At 70.3% G+C, this 26,191-nt stretch carries 17 protein-coding genes and 1 pseudogene; 9 read left to right on the forward strand and 9 right to left on the reverse strand.

The genetic code is table 11. The features are described from left to right. Positions 1–4: 4 nt before the first annotated feature. From OG407_RS23825 to OG407_RS23835, 3 genes are all read right to left on the reverse strand, one after another. Positions 5–3,532 carry a BTAD domain-containing putative transcriptional regulator gene (locus OG407_RS23825; RefSeq protein WP_405860979.1) on the reverse strand — a complete coding sequence of 1,176 codons (3,528 nt, stop codon included), beginning with the start codon at positions 3,530–3,532 and terminating at the stop codon, positions 5–7. Between the two features lie 487 nt (positions 3,533–4,019). Then, on the reverse strand, positions 4,020–4,913 hold the full coding sequence (locus tag OG407_RS23830; protein WP_403600781.1) for a glycosyltransferase family 2 protein: 894 nt from the start codon (positions 4,911–4,913) through the stop codon (positions 4,020–4,022). A gap of 279 nt (positions 4,914–5,192) precedes the next feature. Beyond that, positions 5,193–5,651, reverse strand: coding sequence for a DUF5707 domain-containing protein (locus tag OG407_RS23835; RefSeq protein ID WP_403600627.1), 459 nt, complete (start codon positions 5,649–5,651; stop codon positions 5,193–5,195). A 227-nt stretch (positions 5,652–5,878) separates the two neighbouring features. On the opposite strand from OG407_RS23835, the gene OG407_RS23840 reads away from it, so the two are divergent. From OG407_RS23840 to OG407_RS23855, 4 genes are all read left to right on the forward strand, one after another. Next, positions 5,879–8,242 carry a histidine kinase gene (locus OG407_RS23840; protein WP_405860981.1) on the forward strand — a complete coding sequence of 788 codons (2,364 nt, stop codon included), beginning with the start codon at positions 5,879–5,881 and terminating at the stop codon, positions 8,240–8,242. Then, positions 8,239–8,931: a response regulator gene (locus OG407_RS23845; RefSeq protein ID WP_405860983.1), complete on the forward strand. Its 693-nt coding sequence runs from the start codon at positions 8,239–8,241 to the stop codon at positions 8,929–8,931. The genes OG407_RS23840 and OG407_RS23845 overlap by 4 nt, the downstream gene beginning before the upstream one ends. Positions 8,932–8,994: 63 nt before the next feature. After that, positions 8,995–9,327, forward strand: a complete 333-nt coding sequence (locus tag OG407_RS23850) for an SCO4225 family membrane protein (protein WP_405860985.1) — start codon at positions 8,995–8,997, stop codon at positions 9,325–9,327. Between the two features lie 81 nt (positions 9,328–9,408). After that, complete coding sequence (locus tag OG407_RS23855; RefSeq protein ID WP_405860987.1) at positions 9,409–9,798, forward strand: ANTAR domain-containing protein; 390 nt, start codon at positions 9,409–9,411, stop codon at positions 9,796–9,798. A gap of 151 nt (positions 9,799–9,949) precedes the next feature. On the opposite strand, the gene OG407_RS23860 is transcribed toward OG407_RS23855, so the two are convergent. Further along, positions 9,950–10,624, reverse strand: coding sequence for a hypothetical protein (locus OG407_RS23860; RefSeq protein WP_405860989.1), 675 nt, complete (start codon positions 10,622–10,624; stop codon positions 9,950–9,952). A 259-nt stretch (positions 10,625–10,883) separates the two neighbouring features. Here OG407_RS23860 and OG407_RS23865 point away from each other — a divergent pair, with 259 nt between their 5' ends. Continuing rightward, complete coding sequence (locus OG407_RS23865; RefSeq protein WP_405860991.1) at positions 10,884–11,708, forward strand: SigB/SigF/SigG family RNA polymerase sigma factor; 825 nt, start codon at positions 10,884–10,886, stop codon at positions 11,706–11,708. A 16-nt stretch (positions 11,709–11,724) separates the two neighbouring features. On the opposite strand, the pseudogene OG407_RS23870 reads toward OG407_RS23865, so the two are convergent. Then, a pseudogene (locus OG407_RS23870) lies at positions 11,725–12,165 on the reverse strand (DUF5994 family protein); the annotation flags it as partial. 397 nt (positions 12,166–12,562) lie between these two features. On the opposite strand from OG407_RS23870, the gene OG407_RS23875 reads away from it, so the two are divergent. Further along, on the forward strand, positions 12,563–12,901 hold the full coding sequence (locus tag OG407_RS23875) for a DUF4333 domain-containing protein (protein WP_403600618.1): 339 nt from the start codon (positions 12,563–12,565) through the stop codon (positions 12,899–12,901). A gap of 45 nt (positions 12,902–12,946) precedes the next feature. Here OG407_RS23875 and OG407_RS23880 read toward each other — a convergent pair whose 3' ends face one another. Then, positions 12,947–13,660 (reverse strand): response regulator, encoded by a 714-nt coding sequence (locus OG407_RS23880; protein ID WP_405860993.1) that lies wholly within the window; start codon positions 13,658–13,660, stop codon positions 12,947–12,949. After that, positions 13,657–14,961 carry a sensor histidine kinase gene (locus OG407_RS23885; RefSeq protein ID WP_405860995.1) on the reverse strand — a complete coding sequence of 435 codons (1,305 nt, stop codon included), beginning with the start codon at positions 14,959–14,961 and terminating at the stop codon, positions 13,657–13,659. The genes OG407_RS23880 and OG407_RS23885 overlap by 4 nt, the downstream gene beginning before the upstream one ends. Before the next feature lie 118 nt (positions 14,962–15,079). Here OG407_RS23885 and OG407_RS23890 point away from each other — a divergent pair, with 118 nt between their 5' ends. Then, positions 15,080–15,811 carry an ABC transporter ATP-binding protein gene (locus OG407_RS23890; protein WP_405860997.1) on the forward strand — a complete coding sequence of 244 codons (732 nt, stop codon included), beginning with the start codon at positions 15,080–15,082 and terminating at the stop codon, positions 15,809–15,811. Continuing rightward, a complete protein-coding gene (locus tag OG407_RS23895; protein ID WP_405860999.1) occupies positions 15,808–18,015 on the forward strand; it encodes an ABC transporter permease in 2,208 nt (735 codons plus the stop codon). The genes OG407_RS23890 and OG407_RS23895 overlap by 4 nt, the downstream gene beginning before the upstream one ends. A 145-nt stretch (positions 18,016–18,160) precedes the next feature. On the opposite strand, the gene OG407_RS23900 is transcribed toward OG407_RS23895, so the two are convergent. After that, positions 18,161–19,156 carry a hypothetical protein gene (locus tag OG407_RS23900; RefSeq protein ID WP_405861001.1) on the reverse strand — a complete coding sequence of 332 codons (996 nt, stop codon included), beginning with the start codon at positions 19,154–19,156 and terminating at the stop codon, positions 18,161–18,163. A 352-nt stretch (positions 19,157–19,508) separates the two neighbouring features. Here OG407_RS23900 and OG407_RS23905 point away from each other — a divergent pair, with 352 nt between their 5' ends. Beyond that, positions 19,509–20,672, forward strand: coding sequence for a WD40 repeat domain-containing protein (locus tag OG407_RS23905; RefSeq protein ID WP_405861003.1), 1,164 nt, complete (start codon positions 19,509–19,511; stop codon positions 20,670–20,672). Positions 20,673–20,841: 169 nt separating this feature from the next. Here the strand turns inward: OG407_RS23905 and OG407_RS23910 are convergent, their stop codons facing one another. Then, on the reverse strand, positions 20,842–25,908 hold the full coding sequence (locus OG407_RS23910; RefSeq protein WP_405861005.1) for a DUF3320 domain-containing protein: 5,067 nt from the start codon (positions 25,906–25,908) through the stop codon (positions 20,842–20,844). Positions 25,909–26,191 lie beyond the last annotated feature (283 nt).

A 26,191-nucleotide genomic window follows, 5' to 3' on the forward strand; every position in this document is an offset into this window, starting at 1 on the left:
GTTGTCAACGCGCGTCACGCTGTGACAACAGCTCGCCGAGTTCCTGGACGACGGCCTTCTCGTCCGTCCCGTCGAGCGCGTCGAGGGCCGCCCGCCATGCGTCGTACGCCTCCTCCGCGCGGCCCTGTTCCCGTAGCAGCAGGCCGAGTTGGTGCCGGGCCAGGCCGCCCATGTAGCGGTCGGCGCGGGCGTCCGCGCGGCGGAGCAGTTCGGCGCACTCGGTGCCGGCGCGTTCGGTGTGGGCCTGTGCGGTGTCGGCCCGTTCCGTGTCGGCCCGTTCCGTGCGGCCGAGGAGGCGGAGGGCGCGGACCAGGCCGAGGCGGGTCTGTGACTCGCCGTGCCAGTCGCCGTGGCCGCCGAGGATGCGCAGGCTCTCCTCGAAGTGCGGTACGGCGGCGGCCGGTTCGCCGAGGGTGAGGTGGGCGTAGCCGATGTTGCAGTGCGCGGAGTGCTGCACGATGACCGCGCCGATCTCGTCGCCGATGGCGAGGGAGCGGCGGTGCTGTTCGATGGCGGCGCGGGGGTCGGTGTGTTCGTACAGGTTGCCGAGGTGGCTGTGGGTCACGGCCTCGCCGTACGGGTCGTTCAACTGCCGTGAGTGGGCGAGGCTTTGGCGCAGGGCGACCCCGGACTCGGCGTAACGGCCCAGGCCTTCGAGGAGCAGGCCGCGGTTGTTCAGGCAGCGGCGGATCCAGGAGACCGTGTCGAGCCGCCACCAGATCGCCAGGGCCTGGTCGTTGAGAGCGAGCGCCTCGTTCTGCCGGCCGGCCAGGAAGTGCAGCCCGGCGAGATCGCCCAGCGCGTACGCCTCCGCCGCCGCGTCCCCGAGCCGCCGGGCCGCGCCGAGGGCGGCCCGGCCGAGCACCTCCGTCTCGGCGACGCGGCCGCTGCGCAGGACGTAGGGGAAGAGGAGCCGGACGAGGGTCGAGACGTGGGCGGTCCGGCGGAGATCGGGGGTGTCGCGGTACCGGGTCACCAGCGTCACCACGTTCTCCAGCTCCAAGTCGCCCCAGGCGAAGGCGTCTTCGGGGCGGGGGAAGGGGGTGGTGGACGCCACCTCGGTTGCGTGGCCGGGGAGTTGGGCCGCTGTCGGCCGGCGGCGGTCGTCCTGGTCGAGGCCTGGTTCGACGATCGCGGTGAGGGTGCGTTCGGCGTGGGCGGCGTACCAGGCGAGGGCGGTTGTTGTGGGGTCGGGTTCGGCGGGGGTGGGTTCGGAGGAGAGGGGGGCTCGGGAGAAGGGGGCGTCTACGGGGCCGGTGTCAGCGGGGTTCGTCGCCACGAAGGCGGAGTCGGCGAAGGCGCCCTTCCCTTCCCTGCCGCCTCCCTTGGCCCCCTCCCCCTCCAACTCCCCTCTCCCATAAGCCAGTTCGCGGGCGAAGTCGCGGACCAGGTCGTGGGGGGCGTAGCGGCCGTACGACGTCTCCTCCAGGAGGGCTACGTCGACCAGGCGGTCGAGGGCTGCCTCGGCGCGGCGTTCGTCGGTGTCGGCGAGGCGGGCGAGCAGGGGGGCACCGTAGGCCGGGAGGTCGAGGGTGCCGATGTGGTGCAGGGTGCGGGCCGCGTCGCGGTCGGTCTCGCGGTCCGAGGCGGCGAGGGCGTCGTGGGCGACGGCCAGGGAACGGCGGACGCTGAGGTCGTCGTACTCCAGGTGGTGCAACCGGCCTTCTGTGGCGGCGAGTTGACCGGCCAGGACGTCCGGGGTGAGGGCCCGGCGGGCGGCCAGTCGGGCCGCGACGATGCGCAGGGCGAGCGGGAGGCGGCCGGTGAGTTCGACGAGCGGGTGGGCCGCGTCGAGGCCGTCGCGACCGGAGACGGCGCGCAGCAGCGCGGCGCTGTCCTCGCCGGACAGGGGGGTGAGCGGGAAGCGGCGGGCGCCGTCGAGCGCGGTCAGCGGCGAACGGCTGGTGACGATCACCGCGCAGCCGGTGCCGGCCGGCAGCAACGGCCGTACCTGGGCGGCGTTCTCGGCGTCGTCCAGCACCATCAGCGTGCGGGTGGGGGCGAGCAGGGAGCGGAGCAACGCGCTTGCCGCGTCCGGGTGTTCGGGGATGTGACGCGGTTCGGCGCCGAGGTCGCGGAGCAGGGCGCGCAGTGCCTGGCCGGAGGTGAGGGGGGTCATGCCGGGGGTGGCGCCGTGCAGGTTCACGTACAACTGCCCGTCGGAGAAACGGTTCCTCAACCCATGGGCCGCGTGCAGCGCGAGCGCGCTCTTGCCTACGCCGGCCATGCCGCTGATGACGGCGAGGGGTTGCGCTCCGGGGTCGGCGGAGAGGGGGGCGAGGGTGTCGTGCAGGGCGTGGAGGGTTTCGGCGCGGCCGGTGAAGTGGGCTGGTGGGGGCGGGAGTTGGGCGGGGCGGGGGGTGGGTTGACCTCGGGAGTCGGGGGCGGTGGGGTGGGAGGTCGTGGGCACGTCAGGTGCGGAGGGTGCGCCGGGCACGTTCACCGGCTCGTCCGCGTAAGCGGCCTCGGCGGCTCCGGCACGACCCGGAGCCCCGATGTGATCTGCGTCCCCGATGTGACCGGCATCCTCGATGTGACCGGCATCCCCGACCCGACCGACGTCCTCGATATGCCCGGCGTCCGCCGCCCGTCGCATGGCCGCGTCCCGCGCCGCCGCCGTCCCTCGCGGCAGTTTCCACGCCTCCCGCACCTCGGTGCCCTGCGGCATCTCCGCACGCGTCTCCCAGGCCGGGGCCCTCCGCGGCACATCCCCGTCCTGGGCTGCCGCCCCCTGCGCCCCTTCCCCACCCGCCTCACGAGCCACCTCCCCAACCCCCACCCCCCGCAACACCTCCGCATGCGCCCCCCGAACCCCCGCCCCCGGCTCGATACCCAGCTCCTCGATCAGGCGGTTGCGCAGGTCCCGGTGGACGGCGAGGGCCTCCGCCTGGCGGCCGGTGTGGTGGAGGGCGAGCATCAGCTGGCGGTGGTAGGACTCGCGGAGGGGGTGGTCGGCGACCAGGGCCGCCAACTCCGGTACCAGCGCGCCGAGTCGGGGGCTGCCCAGGGCCAGCTCCGCGTCGTAGCACCATTCGAGGGCGAGGAGACGGGCCTCGGTCAGGCGCTGGGCGAAGGCGTAGCCGCCGAGTTCGGCGGGGAGGCCGGTGAGCGGGGTGCCGCGCCAGAGGGCGAGGGCCGCCGTGCAGGCGCGGACGGTCGCGGGCCAGTCCTTCGCCGCGTGCGCGGTGCGGGCCGTGGCGACGTGGGACTCGAAGACGTGGACGTCCAACTCGCCCTCGCCGACGCGGAGTACATAGCCGGGCGGTACCGCCCGCAACCGTTCGGGGTCGTCGAGGAGGCGGCGGAGGCGGGTCACGTGGTTGTGCAGGGAGGCGTGTGCCGACGCCGGCGGTGACCCGCCCCACAGGGCGTCCTTCAGGGCCTCTACGGAGACCACCCGGCCGGGTTCGAGAAGCAGCGCGGCCAGCAGCACCCGCACCTTGGGGCTGCCGATGGGGTGCACGGCATCATCGTCGGCAGGGTCGAAAAGCACGGGCGTGCCCAGCAGTCCGAACCGCAGCTCGTCCCGCATCACACCGAACCCGTCACCCTTCCGCGCGGTCTCTCATGGCCGCGCCTGCCCCTTGGCGGATATCCGCCCTGTTCACGACGGTTTCCCGCCACCCTGCACCGGCCGCCGAACGCCGGAACCGTTGCCGTACCGGGCGTCTCCCGTCGCCGTCCGGCGGCTTCAGGCCACGCGGCCCTGGAGCGTCGTGCGCACCATTGGCCACATGTTAGCGATTCGTTGGTGCGACCTGATGTGATCACATCATCGGATCTGGCCCGACGGCGCGCGCGTACGACGCGCAGCTCGGGGGAGTGTCGCCGTCGCGGCCGGGTCCGGGGACGCGAGAGGGCCCCGGTCGGCGGAGGCGAACGACCGGGGCCCTCGTCCCTTACATCCGAGGTACTACGGGACGGTCAGTGACACCTGAGGTACTACGGGTCGGCCAGAAACCTCAGAGGTACTACGGGGTACTACGGGTGCTACGGGGCCTACGGGGCCTACGGGGCCGTCAGATGACCGGCGGGCGCCCCAGCCGCGTCAGCCGCCACACCGTCCGCCACCGCATCGCCCGCCGCTCCCCCGCCGGTTCGCGCACGCCCTCCACGAACCCGCCGAACCACGCCCGCAGCCCGGCGACCGACCGCGTCCGTACGAGCGTGAGCAGCGTCCAGATGCCCAGGTGGACCGGGATCAGCGCGAGCGGGAGGCGGCGGCGGGCCAGCCAGACGCGGTTGCGGGCGGTGACCCGGTAGTAGATGGCGTGCCGGGCGGGCGAGGTCTTGGGGTGCTGGAGGAGCAGCTCGGGGGCGTACAGGATGCTCCAGCCGGCGTCGGCGGCCCGCCAGGCGAGGTCGGTCTCCTCGTGCGCGAAGAAGAACTCGGCCGGCCAGTCCCCCGTCTCGGCGAGCATGGCCATGCTCAGCGCGTGCCCGCCGCCGAGGAACCCGGTGACGTACCCGCCCTCCATCGGATCCCCCGCGCCGACCCGCGGCACATGGCGCCGCTGGGTCTCCCCGTGCTCGTCCGCGATCCTGAACCCCACGATGCCCAGGCGGGGTTCGGCCGCGTACAGATCGCGCACGCGGCGCAGCACGTCCGCGTCGACGAGCAGTCCGTCGTCGTCGAGTTCCACCACGACGTCCACGTCACCGAACGCGCGGAGCCGGGCCAGACCCACGTTGCGGCCGCCGGGGCAGCCGAGGTTCTCGTCGAGGTCGATGGTGGTGACCTCGCCGGGGAGGGAGAGCCGGTCGGTGAACTCCGGGAGCCGGCAACCGTTTCCGACGATCACGATCCGGGTCGGCGGGAGGTCCTGTTTGGCCACGGATTCGAGCAGCGCGTCGACCTCGGCGGGCCGGTTTCCCATGGTCACCACGGCGACGGCGATCCTCGGTCCGACCACGTCGCTCACTCCATCCGGCACGTCTCTGGCTCCATCCGGCCATCCGGCGATGCCCGCGCCCTGACCGCGCAGCACTCACCGTTCACCAAGATGTTGCCTCAGGTCGGCCGGTTACTCCGACCCAAGTTCATTTTGCGGGACCTTTGTTGTGGCTTTGCCGGATTTCCGCCGGGCGCCACACAGACGCAGGCCGGAGAAATCTCTCTACGACAACGACGGCGCCCCGTCTCGATCGAGACGGGGCGCCGGGCCACAAGTGACCGCGTACGTGCCTTCGGGTCAGCCGGCGACGTCGAAGGTGGCCGCCTTGGACACGAACGTCGTGTCGCCGTCCTTGGCGGTGGCGAGCGCCGAGACGTACCAGGTGCCCTTGGCCGCCTCGGCCGCCTCCTTCTTGGTGACCTTGAACGTGTAGGTGCAGCGGGAGGTGTCGTCCGAGGTGCTCTTGCACGTGGCGGACTCGACGTCGCGCAGGTCCGCCGCGGTCGGCTTTAGCTTCGAACTCGCGGGCCAGGCAACGACCTTGAGGCCCTTGATGCCCGAGTTGTCACTGACGTCCACGGTGTAGGTGAAGGAGCCGGCGCCGCTCGCGGACGGGGCGGTGTAGTGGGCCGAGCCGTTCTCCAGGGCCGGCTTCTCCGGGGCCGCGGAGGCGGCGGACGCGGCGAGACCGCCGGCGACGACTCCGCCGACAGCGGCGACACCGGCGAGCGAGAAGAGGAGAGTGCGCTTGGTCATGGACATGGGAGATCCCCCTGTGTGATGTGGATGGTGTGGTGTGGATGACGTGGGAGGCGGTGGTCGACCGCTTCCCTCGATGTGATCGAGCCTAGGAGCGGGCCGGGGTCCGGTCCTCGGGCTGAAGGACGGTTGCCGCGTCGAACCAGAGATAGAGAGGGACGGGGCCGGAATCCCCCCTCAGCCTGAGCCGGGCCGTTCACCTGCGCCCATAGCCTTTGAGTGTCATGAAACGAACCGACGACCGGCTGCTCCCGGTCCTGCTGATCTGTGCCCAGGCCCTGGTGTGGCCGGTGGCTCCGCTGCTGCGCGGCACCGTGCCGACCGCGGCCGACCTGCTCGTGGCCGCGCTGGTCGCGGGAACCGTGACGGCCGCGCTCGCCCTGCGCCGTACCCGCCCGGTGATCACGCTCATCGTGGTCGCCGCGGCCTGCGCGGTGGGCGCCGGCCCGCTGCCCACCGGGGCGATGGCGGTCTTCGGCACCGCGGGCGTCGCGCTCGCCCTGTTCACGGTGGCGGCCGAGCGCGACACCTTCACCACGGTCCTGTGCGTGGTCACGCTCGCGCTCTGGCAGTTCCTGCAGAACATCACCCTGCACGGACTCAGCGACAACAACGGCCTCGACCTGGTCCTGATCACCCTGCTCTACGCCACCGCGTGCGGCGCGGGCTTCTCCGTACGACGCACCCGTCGCGCCCGGCAAGCGGCCGAACTCCTCCTGAACCGCGCCGAGACCGAGCGCCACCGGCTCCCGGCGGCCGAACGGCGCCGTATGGAAAGGGAGTTGCACGACGTCAGCGCCCACCACCTGACCGCCGTGGTCGTCACCGCCGGCGCCGCACTCGGCCTGCGCGAACGCCGCCCCGAACTCGCCGCCGAGGCACTGGAGTTCGCGACGGAGACCGGCCGCGAGGTCACCCGGGCACTGAGCGCGGTCCGCGCCCCGGCCCCCTCCCGCGAGGAACTCCCGTCCCCCGAGGAGCGGTTGCACTCCCTGATCGCCGGCTTCCGCCGCCTCAACCAACCCGTCGAGTACGAGATCGACCCCCTCCCCGACGGCGCCGTAGCCGACGCGGCCTACGGCATCGTCCGCGAGGCCCTCACCAACGTGGCCCGCCACGCCCCCGGCGCCCACACCACGGTGACCGTCCGCTACGGCGACACCCGCACCGACGTCGTGGTCACCAGCGCGGCCCCGCCGTCCGGCACCCCGGCCCACGGCGCTGGCCTGGGCGGTGGCCGCGGCCAGGGTTTCCTCCGCTCCCGGGCCAGGGAAACAGGCGGCACCCTGACCACCGGCCCGACGCCGGAGGGCGGTTGGGAGGTCAGCGCGATCCTCCCCGGCCGCACAGCGGCCCCGATAGAACACTCCCTCCCCCGCAGCTACCGCGCGGCCCAGGTCGTCGCCGCGATCGGCCTGTGCTTCCAGCCCCTGCTACCGGTCCTGATCATCCACGCGGACTCGACATCGACCGGCACGCATGTGTCGGCGGGGGTCCTGTTCACCTTGCTGGCAGCGGCCCAGGCGGTAGCTCTGCTGTGGCTGCGCAGAGCCCCGAGGACTGTCCAACTCGCCTTGCTGACAATGGCGTTGCTATGGCCGATGGCCATGTCGGTGGGCCACTACACCGGCCCAGTACTGCTCCCACCAACCCTGAGCATGCTGCCAACATGCGCCTCGCTCGTGGCTTTTAGGGGGCGCGGGGCTGTATTGGTTTGCGGCTCCGCCGCGGGGCGCGACCAGCCCCCACCGGCTCGCACCTACCGACTACCTCAGGTCCCTCTCTCCGTCTTCCCCATCGCAGCCACAGCCGCACACACCACCGCCCTGACGATCGCCATCCTGCACCGAGGCACAACCACCCCCACCTGGGCGGTGGCCACGGCAGCGACTACCGCTACCGCACTGGCAATTGGCGCGTCCTACTACGCCGGATCCCTGATCGCCCACCGCAACAAGGCAACCCAGGGCGCCCAATCGGAACAACTGGCCACCTGGACCGAGGAAGCCGTAAGAGACGCCTGGGCAGAACGCCGCCGTATCGCAGCGGGACTGGAAACCACCGTCCTCGCCCGCACCGCAGACATGATCACCGAGGCAGAGGCAGGCCATCTGGACGAAACAGCCACCCGCGCCCGAGAGGCCCTCGCAGCGATGCGCGCCCTCCTGGACACGGTCCGAGACGGCGAAGAAACAACAACCCCCGCCCTACGCCCCCAACCCACCGTCCAGGCCCTCGACTTGCTCGCCCACCAGTGCCGGGCCACCGGCCGGGACGTACAGATACGCGTGACGGACCGGGTACCGGAAAGGCTCCCCACCGAAGTGGACCTCGCCGCCTACCACGTCACCGAAACCCTCCTCGCGACCGGCGACAACGACCCCGCCGTACTCGAACTCGACGCGGACGGCGGTACGTTGACGATCACGGCCACCGGCGTACCCCGCGCCACCGAACCCGCCGTACAGGCCCGCCTGACGGCAAGGATCGCGCCGCTCGGCGGCACCCTGACGGCCGGCCGGCCACCGGGCACGGTCCACCTCCGGCTGCCGCTCACGGCACCGGACGACGAGGAGAGAGAACGATGAGCCTCAGGGTGCTGGTCGTCGACGACCAGGGCATCGTCCGGGCGGGCTTCGCCGCCGTGATCGACGCCGAGGACGACATGACGGTCGTGGGCGAGGCAGCCGACGGCGCCACCGCGGTGGTCCTGGCCGCCGAACTCGCCCCGGACGTCGTCGTGATGGACGTACGGATGCCCGAACTCGACGGCATCGCCGCCACCCGGATCATCACCGGCAAGGAGAACGCGCCGCGCGTCCTCGTGCTGACCACCTTCGACCTCGACGCCTACGTCTTCGACGCCCTGCGCGCGGGAGCCTCCGGCTTCCTCCTCAAGGACGTGCACGCCTCCGAACTCCTGGACGGCATCAGGGTGGTGGCGAGCGGCGAGAGCGTGCTCGCGCCGTCCGCGACCCGCAGGCTGATCGGCCACTACGCGTCCGGCGCGGGCACGGGTTTCCGTTCCGCCGCCAAGAACGGCCCGCGCGAGCTGGAGAGCCTCACCGGCAGCCAGCGCAACGTCCTCGCCCTGCTCGCCTCGGGCCTCAACAACGCGGAGATCGCGGCGGAGTTGGACATCACCGTCGGCACCGTCAAGTCCCACGTCAACGCCCTGCTCCGCAAACTCGGCCTGCGCGACCGCGTCCAGGCCACGATCCTCGCCTACGACCTCGGCATCACCCGCCCGAACCCGCCGGGCGCCGACCACCTCTGACGTCCTGTCACCACCCGCGTCCGTCCAACAACCCTTCACTCACCGTCACTTAGGAGTACAGCCATGCCCAGTACCGACGCCAACGCCGCCCGTTCCCCGCTCCACCGGCTCGGCCAGAACCTCCGCGACCCCTTCGCCCTCGGCTACCTCGGGATCTGCGTGGCCATCGTCATCTGGATGGTCGTCGTGACCGTCATGGACGACGAGGGCGGGTCGATGGCGGCCGTCGTCCCCCTCCTGGCCACCGCCCCGGCCAGCCTCGTGGTCCTCGCACTGCCGGGCGGCAAGGCGACGTTGATCGTCGCCGTCGTCATCGGCGCTCTGGTGAACGCCTCGATCATCGGCTGGTGCGCCCGCGCACTGAAGCGCGGCAACCAGCCGGACGCGACCCGCTGAGCCCCGGGCAGGACTAGGCTGGGGGCGCGGTGTTCGCCCTGCTTCGCATCGGGCACAACCACCGCGTCGAAGGACTGCGGCATGAGGCACGCGCCCTGCACCACGTACCAGCCGACCACGACCCATGAAGAACGGCCCCTGCGCCCCCTGTTGACGGCCGTTCCCCCTCCCTCCGACCCGGACCTGCTGACCGAACTCGTCCAACTACGTGTCCAGAACGCACAGTTGCTGCTGGCCCTGGAGACCCGGGCGGTGATCGACCAGGCGCGCGGCATGGTGATGGCCCTCGCACCGTGCACCGGCGACAGGGCCTGGGACCTGCTGGTGGGCGTCTCCCAGCACTGCAACATCAAGCTCCGGGTCGTGGCGGCGGCACTGGTCGCCACGACGGAGGACCACACGCTCCCGGCCGACATCCAGCGGGAGTTGCGCCGCGCGCTGCGCCGCCTCCACGCGGCGGACCGGCCGTAGCACGTACAGGATGGGGACGGCACCGGGAGCTGTGGTTCCAACTCTCCGGTGCCTTCGTCCAGAACGGCCGACGGACGCCCCTGCTGGGTAGCCCGGCCCGGCGAACCTAAACAGTTCGAAAACTACGTGAACTGCGGGACCCGCCCGGAACCTATTCCGGACGTTGCGTCCGGTCGTTGTGCGCCAGCCCGTCCGGATGGTCCTCCGTACGCTCGCCGAGCGGAAGTACCAGTACCCGTACGGGAGTTGCGTCGTCCTCGCGCTGTATCCGACCGACTTCCCGCCATCCCCAGCCCCTGAGGGCGGCCAGGGTCCACCGGGCGGACTCGTCCACCAACGTGACGCCCAGCGAAGCCTGGTGGTCGGTGAGCAGCCGCTCCTGCATCAGCCGGGCGAGGCCGCGTGCGTGCTGGTGCGGATGGACGAGGGTCTCCAGGATCGCGAACACATGCCCGGACGCGGTGAGTTGTTCCAGGTTCTGCGGCAACGGTCCCTCGAACCCCTGCCACCACGACCCGTCGCGCGACACGGAGAAGCCGCAGACACACCCCGCCAGGGCTTCCGCCTCGGCGACGAGCATGTCGAAGCCGGGCAGTTTCACGTCGTCGGCGAGCCGGAGCAGGAACTTCTGCCGGTCGTTGAACTCCTCGCCCGCCTCGGCGTCGGAGGACTCCACGTACAGATCCGCGAGATCCTCCCGCAGGCCCTCGGCCTGCCAACGGTTCAGCCGGCGGAGCCGCACCGTGTCCATGGCGTCCGCCACGCCCATGACGGTCGGCGCCGGGTTCTGGCCTTCGGGTTCGTGCGCTTGCAGCGGGCTGCTCATGAGACGCCTCGGTTCGGAAAGACCGGGAGGGATACGGGCGATGCGGCGCCGGGGTCTGGGACGTCTGTACACCAGCATAGCCACGGGTATCACGAAAACCCGTTCGAATGAGCCTGTTTGAAAGCTGTCCCCCCGGGCACTCGTCCGGTGTGCTTCGGACCGGAGGCACCCCCGTGGGAGCGGTGTTCGCTGCTCCCCAGTGTGCTGCGGTCCCCCGACCCCACGGTGAGTGACACCACCGAAGAGGGAGCACGTCCCCATGCAGGCCGAACGCACCCGTAAGACCCGTACCACCAAGCGTTCCTACGACGACTCCCCCGACACCGCCGAGTCGTTCCGGCGTATCGCCGCCCTGCCGAACGGTCCGGAGCGGGCCGCGTTGTGCCAGGAGGTGGTGTGCGCGTGGATGCCGATGGCCGTACGGCTGGCCCGGCGCTTCCGGCACCGCGGCGAGTCCGCCGAGGATCTCACGCAGGTCGCCCAACTCGGCCTGGTCAAGGCGGTGTCCCGCTTCGACCCGAGTCTCGGTACGGCCTTCCCCAGCTTCGCCATTCCGACGATCCTCGGCGAGGTGAAGCGGCACTTCCGTGACGAACTCTGGGTCGTGCACGTCCCGCGCCGGGTGCAGGAGCTGCGCGGTCAAGTCCGCTCCGCCGACCACGAGTTGAGCGCCACACGGGGCGGGACGATCTCCGCCGTCGGCGAGATCGCCGCGCACACCGGGCTGACGGAGGCCGAAGTGCGGCTGGGCCAGGGGGCGTTGGAGGCGTACACCGCCTGGTCCCTGGACGCCGTACCGGGCCATCCCACGGACGGCCACCCGCTGACCGACACCCTCGGCGACGTCGAGCCCGACTTCGACCTGATCGTCAACCGCGAGGCCCTGCGCCCCCTGTTGCGGGCGCTGCCCGAGCGGGAGCGCGAGATCCTCTACATGCGGTTCTACTGCGAGATGACCCAGGCCCGCATCGGCGCGCAGCTCGGTGTCTCCCAGATGCACGTCTCCCGCCTGATCACCCGCACCTGCGCCCGCCTGCACGACCAGGTGATGGCCGAACCCCGCGCGTTCAGGAGGGCGTCGTAACGACACCCGGCATGTCCGCCGCTTCGGCGACCAGCTCACTCCCGGTCGACGTACGCAGCGGATCGCTCGCGGCGGTCATCAGCCACGCCGCGGTGGTCGGGTCCGTCTCAGGGGGTACGACCAGCAGGTCCCAGCGGCTCGTCCGGTACGACAGGAGCAGCAGCTGGTGCGGATCCTGCTCTGCCAGGAACCAGCCCACCTTCACGATGTGCCCGTCGACCGGCACCTTGCGCGGAAAGTCGGACGGCCAGTGCGTGGGATTCACCGTGACCCGCGTGATCCGCCCCCACAACGAGTCGAGCACGGCGACCAGCGAGGGAAGCTCCGCCGCGAGATCCCGGGACCGCGGCCACCAGGCCCCGTCGAGCACAGCCGGCGCGGAATCAAGGGGAGCGAGCGACATACGGAGTGCGGGGGCGGACGAAACGGGGGCAACAGGCGCAACGGGCGCAGTCATGACGCGAACCCTGCTCTGGGCCGGTCGCAACCGGCCCGGCGTAATCAATCGCCGAAAACGACACGGGCATGGAGGCCGGTGCGCGAAATACCCTCGGTGACTTCGAGCGTACTCCTCAGGTACTCACCGACCGCCCTCCGTTCCCGCTACTCCGCCTGCTCAGGCACCTCCCCAGCAGGTCGAGTGGTCGTCCGGAAATCGACCGGCCCACCCCTGGCGTCATCATCCCGTACGACTACGGTACGGAAGTTGTACCGCCGAACGACCCTCGTACTTCCGGCCGAGGCACGGCCCAGGAACCGGCCGCCCGGCCGAGGCGGCGGGCCTCCGCGCGGGAGGAAGCTCTGAGGACAGCAGCCGGTGAGGACCGGCCGCACCGCGAATCGAGGAGCTCCCCATGAAGCGCATCGTCATCGCCCTGGCCGCGGCCGCCGTCCTGGCCGGCGGCGTCGTCGTGGCATGGAACGTGTTCGAGAACTCGTCGGTCGCCACCGCGAGCGGCCCGGACCACACGGTGCCGCGCGCCGAGGTCGAGAAGCAGGCCAAGGAGAACTACGCCATCCCCTTCGTCCAGGACGGCCCGCAGTCCGTGAGCTGCCCGAGCGGGCTGCGCGCGAAGATGGACTACACGGTGGCGTGCACCGCCGTCTTCAAGGGCCAGACCAAGAAGATGCTGATCTCCGTCACCGGAGTGCACGGCGACCGCGTGAGCTTCGACTACGGCCTGGCGAAGTAGGCGGTGTGGCGCAGCAGTTGGTGCGGGGCACGGCGACCGACCGGCTCAACGGTCGCCGACCACGCCGCACCGCCACGCCCAGGCGGCGATCTCCACCCGGTTCCGCAGCTTCAACTTGCCCTGGACGCTGGCCATATGCGTCTTGACGGTGGAGAGCGACACGAACAGCTCGGCGCAGATCTCCTGATTGGTCCGCCCTTCGGCGACCAGCCGCACCACGTCAAGTTCCCGTCCCGTCAGGGGACTTGAGGACACCTCGGCCCGCCGGGCGGCCTCCGCCGCGGGCCGTTGCTCACCGATCCGCTCCAGCAGCCGTACGGTCACGGCGGGCGACACCAGCGCGTCACCGCGCGAAGCAGCGCGTACGGCCTCCACCAGCAGCCCGGGACCCGCGTCCTTCAGCAGGAACCCGCAGGCGCCCCCGTGCAACGCCCCGTAGACGTAGTCGTCTTGGTCGAAGGTCGTCACGACCACCACGCGCAACGGATCGACGGCCTTCGGCCCGGCGAGCAGACGGGTGACCTCCAGCCCGTCGAGTTTGGGCATCCGGATGTCGACGAGACACACGTCGGGCCGCAGTTGCCTGGCCAGCTCCACGCACTCCGCGCCGTCCGCCGCCTCGCCCACCACGTCGATGTCGGGCTGTAGTTGGAGGATGAGCCGGAACCCGGTGCGCACCATCTCCTGGTCGTCGGCGATCAGCACCCGGATCCGCCGCCCTGAACCACCCGCGCCGGCACCGCCGTTGGCATCGGTCATGCGGGCGATCCTGCCACAGCCCCGCGCAACGGAAACTCCGCCGTCAGCCGCCACCCCCCGTCCTCCGCCCGGCTCGCGTGCAGAGTGCCCCCGACCGCCTCGGTCCGCTCGGCCAGCCCGACGAGCCCCAACCCGCCCCGCCCGCCGATCGGTTCGGCGTTCGGCGCGGCCCGCCGCGAGGACGGCGCGTTGTGCACCTCGACCCGAAGCCACCGCCCGTCCCCGTCCCCCTCCCCCGCCAAGGCGACCCGCACGGACACGGACGGCGACCCCGAAGCATGCCGCCGTACGTTGGTCAGCCCCTCCCGCACCACGTTCCGCACGGACGTCTCCACCTCGGGATCGGGCCGCGCCTGCCGCACCTCGGCCGCGACCTGGAGGGTGGCGGGGGCATCACGTTCGGCGAACGCCGCGACCAGTTCGCCGAGTTCGGCGAAGAGATCCCCCGGCCGCACCGCCCGCCCGTCGTCCTCGCGCAGCACCCGCACCAACTTCCGCATGGACTGCAGGGTTTCGGACCCGGCCCGCTCGATGTGCCCCAACAACACGTCCACTTGCTCGGGCGCACTCTCCCGGATCGCCCGCGCGGCCTGCGCCTGCACGACGATCCCGGTGACGTGGTGAGCGACGAAGTCATGCAGTTCCCGAGCGAGTTCAAGCCGCTCGCTCTGTCGCACATCGGCGACCGCACGCCTTCTACGGTCGTCAAGGCTCCGCAGATAGCAACCGAGCCCGACGGCGGCCCCCGTGGGAAAGGTCAGCAGGAAGGAGAAGACGACCCCGTTCACGTCCAACCGCATGGGCGCCGCGATCACGGCAACTCCAAGCGCACCGCTCAGCGTTGCGGCAGCCCAGGGCGACGACACGTCCTTCGCCGTACGGACCAACAGGAGCAGCAGACACAGCGTCTCCAACAGCCCCCAGCCGCCGAACGTCGACGTCACTGACCCGAACATCCCCACCGTGACCGCCCAGGAGACGACCACGGCGACCCCCGCACCCCAGGTCCACGCGCGCACCTTGGCACCGGGCAACAACAGCGCCACGGCGGCCACGACACCGGGCACCACCCGCCACCACACCCCGTTCCCTTCGAGCCCGGCGGTGGTGACGACGGAGGTCACATCGAGCACCCACAACAACGCCATGACCAGGGCCAACGCGGTGAGCGCGGTACGGCGGGACAGCCGGGAGAGGGGCGTGTGGTCGTCGGCCGGGTTCTGTTTGCCCGGGTAGTGTCCGCGTGGGTTTCGTCCGCGTGGGTTGTGTCCGCGCAGGTTGCGTTCGTCCAGTTCTCGCACAACTCGCAGCGTAGGGGCGCCCTTTGCCGCCCGGCCTCGGCCGAAAGGACGACGCGAGGGACGCGAACCGTTCGCCCGGCTGAGGCGAACTGCCTTAGCAGAGAAGCATGTTGGACACATGAACCCCACCCCACCTCCCGTTCCTCCGCCGGTGTTGCAGGGCATCTCCCTCTCCAAGTCCTTCGGGCCGACGCACGCGCTCGACGCGGTGGACATCGCGGTGCACGCCGGTGAATCCGTGGCCGTGATGGGCCCTTCGGGTTCGGGCAAGTCGACGTTGCTGCACTGCCTGGCGAACATCGAACGCCCGGACAGCGGAGAGGTGTTGCTGGACGGCGAGCGCATCGACCAGCTGCGCGAGCCGCACCGCAGCGAGTTGCGCCGGGTCCGCTTCGGGTTCGTCTTCCAGTTCGGCCAGTTGCTGCCCGAACTCCCGGCGGTGGAGAACGTGGCCCTCCCCCTGATGCTCGGCGGCACCCCCCGCCGCGAGGCCGAACGCCAGGCGCGGGAATGGTTCGCACCCCTCGGCCTGGACGGCAAGGAGGACAGCCGCCCCGGCGAACTCTCCGGCGGCCAGGCCCAACGGGTCGCCCTGGCAAGGGCGTTGATAACCGGCGCCGGGGTCGTCTTCGCCGACGAACCGACCGGCGCCCTCGACCAGACGACGGGCCAGGAGGTGATCAGCCTGCTGGTCCGCGTCACCAAGGCCCAGAACACCGCGCTGGTGGTGGTCACCCACGACGAGTCGGTCGCCCGCTGGTGCGACCGCACGGTACGCGTACGGGACGGCCGGATCGTAGGCGATCCGGCCGCGCGGGCAGCCGTAGCGCACACAGGAGCCCGCCAATGAGAACCCTCAACAGCACGACATGGACGCTGACTTGGCGCCTGCTCCGAGGCGGCGGCCGTCACGGCAACCTCGGCGTGGCCCTCTCCGTAGCCGCCTCGGCCCTCTGCACCACGCTCCTCTTCCTGTGCGTAGCCGCCAACTTGGGCTTCGGCGCACGCGCCGCCCACACCGACTGGCGCACCCCCACGAAGTCCAACCCCTCGCAGGCGGTGGCGATCCAGGCCGTAGCGACCACGTTCGTCAACGGCGCCCCGGTGACGGTCGTAGACGTAGCCGCGTTGCCGGGCAGCCGGACCAGTCCCCCCGCCCCACCCGGCATGCCCCGTTTCCCCAAGCCGGGCGAGGTATGGACTTCACCGGCGCTGGCCGAACTACCGGGTTGGCAAGGCCTGTTGGGTCTGTCGGGGCTGCTGCCAGGTCCGTCGTCCAAACCCACCACTGGCACCTTGGGCCGAGCGGCACTGGCAAGGCCGGGCGAGCTGGTGGCGGTGGTCGGCTACGAGGCCAACTCCCCCACGATGACGACGACTCGCGGCACGGACCCTCGCCGCCCCGGCGACATAGTGACGCCCACCCCCATAACGAACTTCAAGGGAACACACCCAGCGGACGGCATCACGGCCCAGTACCAGGACCTGACAAAACTCGCGACAGCCCTGCTGATCATCCCCCTCCTACTCCTCGGCGCCTCCTCCGCCCGCCTGTCCGTCTCCCGCCGGGACAGCCGCCTGGCCCTACTGCGCCTACTGGGCGCGGCACCGAGCCGAATAGCGGGACTGGCGGCGGCCGAGGCAGCACTGACGGCCACGGCAGGAGCGGTGGCGGGTGCCCTGGGTTACGCGGCGTTGCTACCGCTGGCCTCCAACGTCCCGGTGGCAGGCGGCAGTTGGTACGTCTCCGACCTCTGGGTAGGCACGCCGGTCCTCCTCACCATCCTCACCGGCGTGGTCCTCATGGTCACGATCAGCGCGCTGGCGGGCCTGCGCCAGGTGGTCGTAGGCCCGTTGGGAGTCGTACGCCGTTCCCGCACCCCCCGTCTGAAGGCCGTACGCGCCCTGCTGTTCGTCGCCGTCCTCCTCGGCTACTGGCAACTCGCCAAGGGCCAACCGTTGGACATCAACGCGGTGGTGTACTGCTGCGCGGCGATCTTCGCGGCGCTGTCGGTGATCGGCCCGTGGGTGGTAGGCACGTTGGGCTCGCTAGTGACAGACCTGGCCCGCCGCCCGACGACCCTCCTGGCCGGGCGCCGCCTGCTGGACGACCCCAAGTCGGTCTGGCGCGCGGTCTCGGGCCTCACCCTGGCAGGCTTCGTAGCCGGCTTCTTCGCCCTGTTCAGCATCGCGGCGGGCTCCCCGTGGGCCACCCCCGGCCAACTCTCGCTCGCCGTACCGAGCGAGCGGGTCGCGGCGGTGCGTGAGCTGGCGGAGGCGCGCTTGAGGCATGCGGGGATCGGGGCGACGGTCGGTGTGACGACGACTTGGGTGGCGACGGGCACGGGTTCAAGTGGCGTGGGAGGCAGCGGAGTTGGGGGCGCCGGTGGGGCCGAGGGCGACGGCGCGGGTAGCCGCCCGGGCGGTGGCGGTGGCGGTGGCGGTGGCGGTGGCGGTGGCGGTGGCGGTGGCGGTGGCGGTGGCGGTGGCGGTGGCGGTGGCGGTGGCGGTGGCGGTGGCGGTGGCGAACGCCAGCTCACGGCAACCGTTACGGACCCGAGCCGCCTGGACGCGGCACGCGCCGCCCTGACCGGCCTCACCCCCGGCCAGTACCCCCTCACCGGCACGGACATCGACTGGCAGTCACGCGAGTTCGACCACGACTTCCACCTCGCAACCCTGACCGTCCTGGCCGCGAGCTTCACCATCGCCATCGCCTCGACCGGCATCACAGCAGCCTCCTCGGTCCTGGACCGCCGCCGCACCTACGGCCTGCTCCACCTCGCCGGCACCCCACTCCGCGTCCTGGACACGGCGAGGCGCACGGAGGCGGTACTGCCGGGTGCGGTCTTGACGACCGGCGCGGTTCTGACGGGCCTGTTCTGCGCGGCCCCCTTGACGTTCGCTGGGGGCACCCCGCATCTGGACGCCAGTGGTCTGGCCCTCCTCGCCGGTTGCCTGACGCTGGGCTTCGCGGGGTTGGCGGGCGCGAGCGCGGCTAGCCGGCCGCTGCTGCGGGAGGTGGTGCGGGGTACGGGGCCACGCCCGGACTGACTGACGCTGTGATGCCTGATCCACTGGTCGCCGACCTGTCCACGGCGCCGCCGAACGCCCAGTCGATCAAGCCCCGTTGACCAGAACGTCGGATCCGAGCGGCTCAACGCGCTCCGGTCAACGGTGACTTGCATAAGGCCGAAATTCAGTCGTCGTAACGCTTGGTCACAACGAAGTGTCCCGCGACCAACTCTCCGACACTCGTCTCGGCCCACTTGATGAGCAAGTCCGGCTCCCGGTCGATCCGATTCAGCAGATCGACGATCTCATCGGCGGTCGGCGCCGTGGGAAGCGCACAGCGGAGCACTGTCCCACCCGTCGCGCTGCTGCATTCCTCGTACGACTCGTTGGGGTCGTCGGGTTGCCAGCGGCTGATGTCGATGTCCCAGGAATCGGCGCTGTCGTCGCCTGGTTCCGGTGCGTGGAACGACAAGTAGTAGTCGTCCGCGTCGTACGGTTCGGCAAAAATCCTTGGGTAGGCGTGATCCAGCATGACCGACTCGCCAGAGAACCGAGAGCAGGCGGTGGCTAGCACCCGCAGGTCCGCGATGGCCTTCTCGCGCTGTTCCGTGGTGATCCCCTCTTCGAGGAGATCCAACTGCTCGCGGGTTTCACGACCCAGCGTTTCCACGCCGCCGTCATACGTCACGAACGGATGGCCGAAGTCCCATTCACGCCGCCCCTCCGTCTCGGGCAGGGGTGTTTCCCCCGAGAAGTCGGCGAGCGCCTCGGTCAACTGTCGTGCTTCCGTTTCCAGTTCCGCGTCGACGGCGATCCGGACCGGCTCAGGAACCGCTGCCAGAGCCTCGTCCAAATCAGCCAGCGCCTGGTGAAGCTGCAGGCAGGCGTACTCGTACCACAAGCTGTACGCACCGCTCAGAAGATCGGCGCGCGAAGTCCGGTCGGTCAACGCCACCAGGTGTTTCCGCGGATAGTTCGCCACGCGGCGACCACGGAGATCATGGATGCTGAGCGGGACGGTGGCGAGGGCGGAGATCTGGTTGAGGGCATCGACGATCGGTGCCGCAAGGGCGGAATTCGCAAGGCTCGTCACCGTCGACGATGCGACCCCGTCCGGCCCTTGATAGGTCGCCAGGATCTGCGTTTTCCCTCGATTGGCATGCTGCGAGTAAATGGTCATGCGAGCGCCTTTCGGCCACCGTGCCAGGGCGGCTCGGCGGTGACGGAAGAATGTGGGAGGGATGGGGGAGGTGGTGGCGAAGGCGCGATCCAACGCTCCGTACCTCGAAGAGACCAGTGGTGGCCCAGGTTCTGTCCCGAGCTCCGTACCTGAATTCAGCCTAGGCGCACGCGTCGCGTGCCACAACCAGAATCCCGGGATCTCCGGAAGCAGGTAGCCGCTGACAAGGCACTGGTGCCGAGCGCCGTACTCCGTCACAGCGGCGAGAGTTGACGCACTTTCAAACCCCCGCCCAGACAACCATTCCGGCGCCATGCGCTGTCCGCACGTCACTCTCCGCTACCGTTTCCTCGTGACTGGCTTGCAAGCCGCGCTGTGGGGACTGCCGAGAAGCGGTATCGCCGAAGCGCTGAGGACGTCCGGGTATCTCAACAGCGGGACAGCAGCGTTGGCGGCAGAGTCGTCAGCCGCTACGGCCGGGGAGCGGGCCGCGGGGCGGTTCGTACCGGCGCTAGCTGCCGAGCCGTTGCCTCCGCGGGCGGTACCGGGACAGCCTCGTCTCCTCTTTGAGAAGCTCCACCCGGCTGTCAGCTGGGTCTCCAGGTTTCTGGCCGCCTTCGTAGCGATCCTGGCCTGCCTCACGGCCACCGTCACGCTGGGGGGACTGCCGGTGCCGGGGGTGCACGAGGGGCCGAAGCGCGAGGCCGCGACCGAACAGTGGCGGCTGGTCGACACCGGGCGGCTCTGGACCGACCTGGGCGCCGACGTACTCGCGTTCTCGCCGAAGGACAGTCGTCTGCTGCTGACCATCTCGCCGAAGGGACTGGACAGTTGGGATGTGACGGAACCGGAGCACCCTGAGCGGGTCACCCCGGGAGGGCTCGGCGTGAAGAGCAGAGCGCCTCTGGGTATCAGCCAGGACGGCCGGACACTCGTCGTCGCGGACGGCGAGGAGGTCAGCGGGCTGCGGACCGACACCGGGCAACGCGTCTGGTCGATCAGCATGCCGCGCAACGAGGTGAAGGCGCTCCACGTAGAACGGTCCGACGTGATGCTCGCGGTGTCCGACGCGACCCACTTCACCCGGCTGCTGAGTGTCACCCCCGGCGACACCGACGGAGGGAAACCCACCACGAACGGCCAGATCCGACTGGGCGCCCGCGCGGCCCAGTTCTCGCCGGACGGAAAGATCCTCGCCACCGCCACCGACGACGGCATGCTGCGCCTCTGGGACATCTCCTCCGCCGCCGATCCGCGCCGCGCGGGCCCGCCGTTCGCTGCGGAGAGCGGCCGGACATCGGCCCTCGCCTTCAGCGCCGACGGTCGCCTCCTCGCGGCGATCGGCGCCGATCACGTCGTACGACTGTGGAATGTGGGGAATCCGGAACGGCCCCGTCCTCTCGGTCGCCCCCTGGCCGCGAACGCCCCCGTCACCGCACTCACGTTCAGCCGTGACCCCCGACTCGTCGCGACCGTCGGGATCGACCACACCGCCTATCTCTGGAGACGGAATTGACGTCTGCGCGAGAGGCGCTGGGAGTGGGCCATCCACAGGGAAACTTCCGGACGGTGTGGTTGACCACCGCTACGACGGGGCCGCCGTGCCAAGCATGTGGCAAGCGCTGGCTGATCCTCCGGCAACCACTCCGGCCACAGCCACGAGCGCCCAGTCCGCCCGTGTTCCGTCACCCGGCCACCGTGATCTGCCCGTCCACCTCTCTCAGCCTGCCCTGGCGGCGCAGTTCCTCGATGTCGAAGTCCAGGAAGCCACGGATGTCCCGGCCCATGCGACGCCAGCCGAAGAACTCGCCTGTGTGCCGGACCAGTTCGTCCCGCGACATGCCCGGACACTCCGCCGCGAGTTCGTAGAGGGCCAGTTGCCGCTCAGCCGGAGCGATGTGCGCGGCCTTGCGGACGGCGTCGCCCTCTCCTGGAACGCGGGCCTCCAGTTCCTCCCGGCCTGCCGCGTCAAGGAACAGGCCGTCGACGGTGACCTTCCCCGAGCGGACGAGACCGCGCACCACTTCTCGTACGTTGTCGCGGATCCTGTTGCCCGCCCTGGCCACGCCCCACGCTTCCCGGGCGCGCTGCACCAGCAGTTCCTCGTGGATGGGGCCCTCGATCCCGATGACCCTGGTCAGCAGCGTGCGCAGAGCCGGCCTGGCCTCCGGGGTGTGCAGTTCGTGCGGCGAGGACACGGTCATCTCGCCCGTCTCGTACAGGGAGCTCCACGGCCGGTCGGGCTCGGTGTCGACGGGAACGCGCTCATGGTCCGTGGATGCCTGGGCAGTTGGCGGCAACCCGTACTGCGGTTCCGAAGCACGGGGTGAGACCGGCACGTCGGTGAGCAGCGGAAGCAACCTGGGGTCCGAGGCGATCTTCGCTTCGTCTCCCCCGGCGCCCAGTGCCGAGGGAGTCCTCTGCCGCGCCGGTGCGGAGTCCGACACCGGTCCCCGCTCGACCGCCAACTCGACCGCCTCACGCAGCCTCAGCTCGGCGGCAGCCCGCCCGCGGTACCAGTCGGTGCCCCAGATGCGGTGCAGCCGCCAGCCCAGCCCGGCGAGTACCTCTTCACGCAGTCGGTCGCGGTCGCGGGCCGTCCTCGACGAGTGGTACATAGCACCGTCGCACTCGATGCCGAGCGCGTAGGCGCCGGGGAACTCCGGATGGCGCACGCCGATGTCGATGCGGTATCCGGCGACACCGACCTGCGGCTGTACGCGGTAGCCCCAGTCGCGCAGCACCCGCAGCACCGACTCCTCGAAGGGGCTGTCCGGCTCGGCATCGGCCTGGATCACGTCCTGCGCGAGGATGGCGGGACCGTTCTCGGCGTACTCCAGGTACCGCTTGAGGTGCTGAACGCTCTCGTTCGGGCTGTCCGCCAAGCCACCGCCGCGGAAGGACGCGACGACCTCCATGCGGAATCGCGCCCGGGTGACGGCAACGTTGAGGCGCCGCCAGCCGCCCTCCTTGTTGATGGGCCCGAAGTTCGTGCCGAACTTGCCGTGCTCGTCGGGGCCGTAGCCGATGGACATGATCATGACGTCGCGTTCGTCGCCCTGGACGGATTCGAGGTTCTTGACGAAGAACCCGTCGAGCCGGTCCTCGGTGAAGCAGTGGTCGAGGTCGGGTCGGAGCAGCCGGGCCTGCTGGACGGCCTGGTCGATGGCTGCCGCCTGGGCCTGGGAGAGGGCGACGACGCCGAGGGTGCGATCGGGGCGGGTGTCGAAGTGGTGGATGACGCGTCCGGCGACGAACTCCGCCTCCCTACGGTTGTCCCGCCGGCCACCGCGGTCGTAGACGCCCTGTGTGGGGAAGAACTCGACGCCGATGTCGTCGCCGAGGTCCAGCGCTCCCGGGAAGGTCACCATGGAGTTGCCGTAGAAGGACCTGTTGCTGAAGGTGATCAGGTCCTCGTGGCGGCTGCGGTAGTGCCAGCGCAGGGACAGCTCGCGCAAGGCTCCCGCCTTGCAGGCATGCAGCAGGGACTCGAAACTGTCGGGAACGTCCTCGTCGTACTGGTCGGAGTCGTCCTCGACCGACGAGTCGAAGAAGGATGTGGGCGGCAGCTGCTTCTCGTCACCGGCCACGACCAGCGAATCCGCCCGGTACACACAGTTGATGGCATCGGCCGGTCGAACCTGTGACGCCTCGTCGAAGATGACCACGTCGAAGTGATAGTCCGCGGGCAGGAGTTGACTCACCGTCAGAGGGCTCATCATGAAGCACGGCTTGATCAGCCGGACGACGTCACGGGTGCGGCCGAGCAGTTCCCGCACCGGCATGTGGCGACGTTTCAACTCCGCCTGTTTCTTGATCACCAGAGCCGCTCCACCGCTGAACCGGCGTGGTCGGCGTTTGTTGCACGCCTCGATCACGGCCCCGCTCGCGGCAGCGACCAGTCGGCGGTCGGCCTCCTTGAAGTCCGCCACACGAGCGTCCAGGTCAGCGGAGCGGCTCGTGGTCAGTCGGCTGTCCGTGGCCAGGAGGTCGTCCGCCCAGCACTTCAGCACCGCCTGCTCCACGACCGCACCCAACTGCTCGGGCAGGACGCCTCGTTCGACAGCGCGGGGGACGAGTTCATCGACGCCGTGACGTGCCAGAACATCCAGTCCTGAGCGGTACGCCCGCCATTCCTCCGGGCCACGCGGATCGGCCTGAAGCTCGTCGACGGCCTGCTGGGCCTGATCGAACGTACCGAACAGAGCGAAGGACAAATGAACCTGGCGAGGTTCTTCGAAGAGGCCGTTCAGCGCGGTCGAGGACTCCGCCCAGCGAGCAGCACGACGCGTCGCCGTGTCGCACCAACCCGCCAACGCGCCCCGGATGCCACGTGCCAGCAGCCCCGGCATCGAGTCGGCCTCGGTGCCGTCGGCCAGGCGGGCGGTGAGGAGATCCCGGTCTGCGACTCCATGGGTGAGTGCCGCGATGCGGTCCGCTACGGCCAACACCGCTTCCAGGGAAGCCAGTTCGCCCTCTTCGCGGGGGACGTAGCCACCCAGGACCGCCTCGTGGCGGGCCACCAGCCGCGCGAACTCGGCCGCGGTGTTCTGCCACACCAGGGCATCGTTCAAGCGCTGCGGCAGGGTCTTGTCCCAAACGCCGACACGAGTGAGCCCAGCCACCGTGTCGCGGTCCTTCCGATACGGGCCGGACATTCGCGCGAACACACCCCGGTACTGCTCGGCGAACCTCTCGACCAGCGCAGGCAGCTCTTCGGCCGCCAGCACCTGTTCGCCGAAGACATCCGCGGCTGCCGTACGAGCGGTCTCGCGAGCGGCGAGCGCCTCACGAATCTCCTCGGCAGCTCGATGCGCCCCGCCCAGCCCTTCGGCGTCGAACCATCGAGCAGGCGGCCGCACCGGCGCGGAGGCCAGATCGGCGAGTTCCAGAAGGCCGAACGCGGCCTCGGCGTCTTCCGGCTTGGACAGTCCGAACAACTCGGCCAGTTGCGCAAGGCTTCCGGAAGGGTCGTCCGGCAGACCGGTACCAACTGCCGTTGCCGCAGCCGGATCCCGGCCGGGCAGGCCGGCTTCCAGGATCCGTACGACCTGCCGTACGTCGTGCACCGTGCGCGGTTCGGGAGTCGTCGCCCCGAACGGCCGACGCTCAGCGGCCGTCCGCAGGTCCACGAGCGCGTCCGCGGCCTCGGCCAGCACCGAGTCGGCGGCGGAGTCCCCCTTCAGCCCACGCCAGACGAACGCCTCGCCCTCCGCCGCCGGCCGCCAGGCCCGGCCGATGGTGCCCGCTGCCTCCAGAAGCGCCTGAAGCTGCCCGGCGGCAAGCCGTCTCACCGTGCCCGTGCTCCTGGCGCCGAGAGTCAGCGGCGGAGTGTCGGCCCGCTCCAAGAGAACCAGGCGCCCCAGGACATCGTGGAGAGTACGGCCGAGCAGTTCACGGGGCTGGTTCATCGCCGCCGCGTAGGCGGAGAGTTCCTCACGCAGCCGACGGGCCCGGTCGAGTTCGTGCTCGGCCGCGCCGGTGATCCGCACCTCGGTGGTGAGCACCCGTTCGAGCTCCGTCGCCACGGACTTCTTGCTGGTGTCGCCGCTGTGCAGGGCCATCACGAAGTCGCCGAGGCCGACGCCACGAAGCCTGTTGCGGACCACATCGAGCGCCGCGGCTTTCTCACTGACGAACAGAACGGAACGGCCGGCATGCATGAGCGCGGCGATCATGTTGGTGATCGTCTGGCTCTTACCCGTACCGGGCGGACCACTCATCACGAAGGAACGGCCGTCCACCGCGGCCGCGATGCACTGCCGCTGCGAGGAATCCGCGTCCAGCACTAGTGGGGTCCGCTCGGGCAGCTGGATCTCGTCGATGCGGTCGAGCTCCGGCGGCTCGAAGCCGATCAGGTCGTCGGGCAACCCCGCGTCGGGTCCGAGGCCGACGGCCCGGACCAGCGGATGAGCGAGGATGCGCTCTTCGTTCTGCTGGAGGTCCTGGTACATGGCCTCCTTGTGCGAGGCGAACAAACCGAGCACCACACGCTCGTCGACCGACCAGCGGTCCTGCGTCCCGGCGACCTGCCGGGCGGCCGCGAGAACGGCACCGGGGTCGGTCACATCGCAGTCGGCCACCGGGGTCCAGTCGACGCCCATCCGTTCCAGCTTGACCGCGAGCGCGGGATTGTGGATCCGGTCCTGCTCCTCCGCCAGGTGCAGACGCGTCTGTCCCCGACCGTCCCGGCGAAGTTCCACGGGTACGAGCAGCAGCGGAGCGGAACTCGTCTCCTCCGCACCCGCCTCCCGCCAGTCCAGCATGCCGACACCCAGCCAGAGCACCCACAGACCGTAGTCGTTGTACATCTGGCCGGACTTCTGGCGCAGTTGGTAGAGCGACGCGTCCAGACCCGTCTGAGTGGCCTTCTGCGTCACCAGGCCGGAGGTGCGATCGGTACGAGGGCCCGCGGAGACGGAGACGGGGACGGTGTCGTACTCGTAGAACACCTCACTGTCCGCGGCAGCCCCCTCGTCGTCGCCCTGCACGGGTTCGATGTCCTCCACGGGAGCGAAGGACCAGCCTCGAACGAGCCCGGCGAGCACCGCGGAGACGTCAGGAGCCGTGACCTCCAGGGTGCCGGTCCTCATATGACGGAAGTTCAACAGGCGGTTGCGCCCACCCAGGTCCAGCAACGAACTGCGCCAGCTGTCCAGAACGACCTTCAACCGGCCGAGGGCGGGGTCACTGTCACCCGCAGAGCCACCACTGCCGCGCTGCGCGGCTCCGGTTGTGCGCGAACTGGGCATACAGACGTACCTCCGGAACAGAAAACGCGCAGGAGGCAACCCACCCGGATCCCCCCAAGTCCGGTAATTATTCAGTGTTGACAGCCCGTCACACCAGTCACATTGAAGATCTGCTCCGTCCTCGGAGCGGTGGACCGATGCACCGCCTGCTTTCGCGGCCACGGGACTTGCACCTGGGCGGTACGGGGATGGTGGACGCAGGCACTGGCTGCTTCACGAGGCGAACCTGGATCAGGCCTCAGCGCAAGGCCACGACGTCCGAGCCGTCCGACTCGCCACGCTG

Source organism: Streptomyces sp. NBC_01515, assembly GCF_045040345.1.
In the GTDB taxonomy this organism is placed as follows: domain Bacteria; phylum Actinomycetota; class Actinomycetes; order Streptomycetales; family Streptomycetaceae; genus Streptomyces.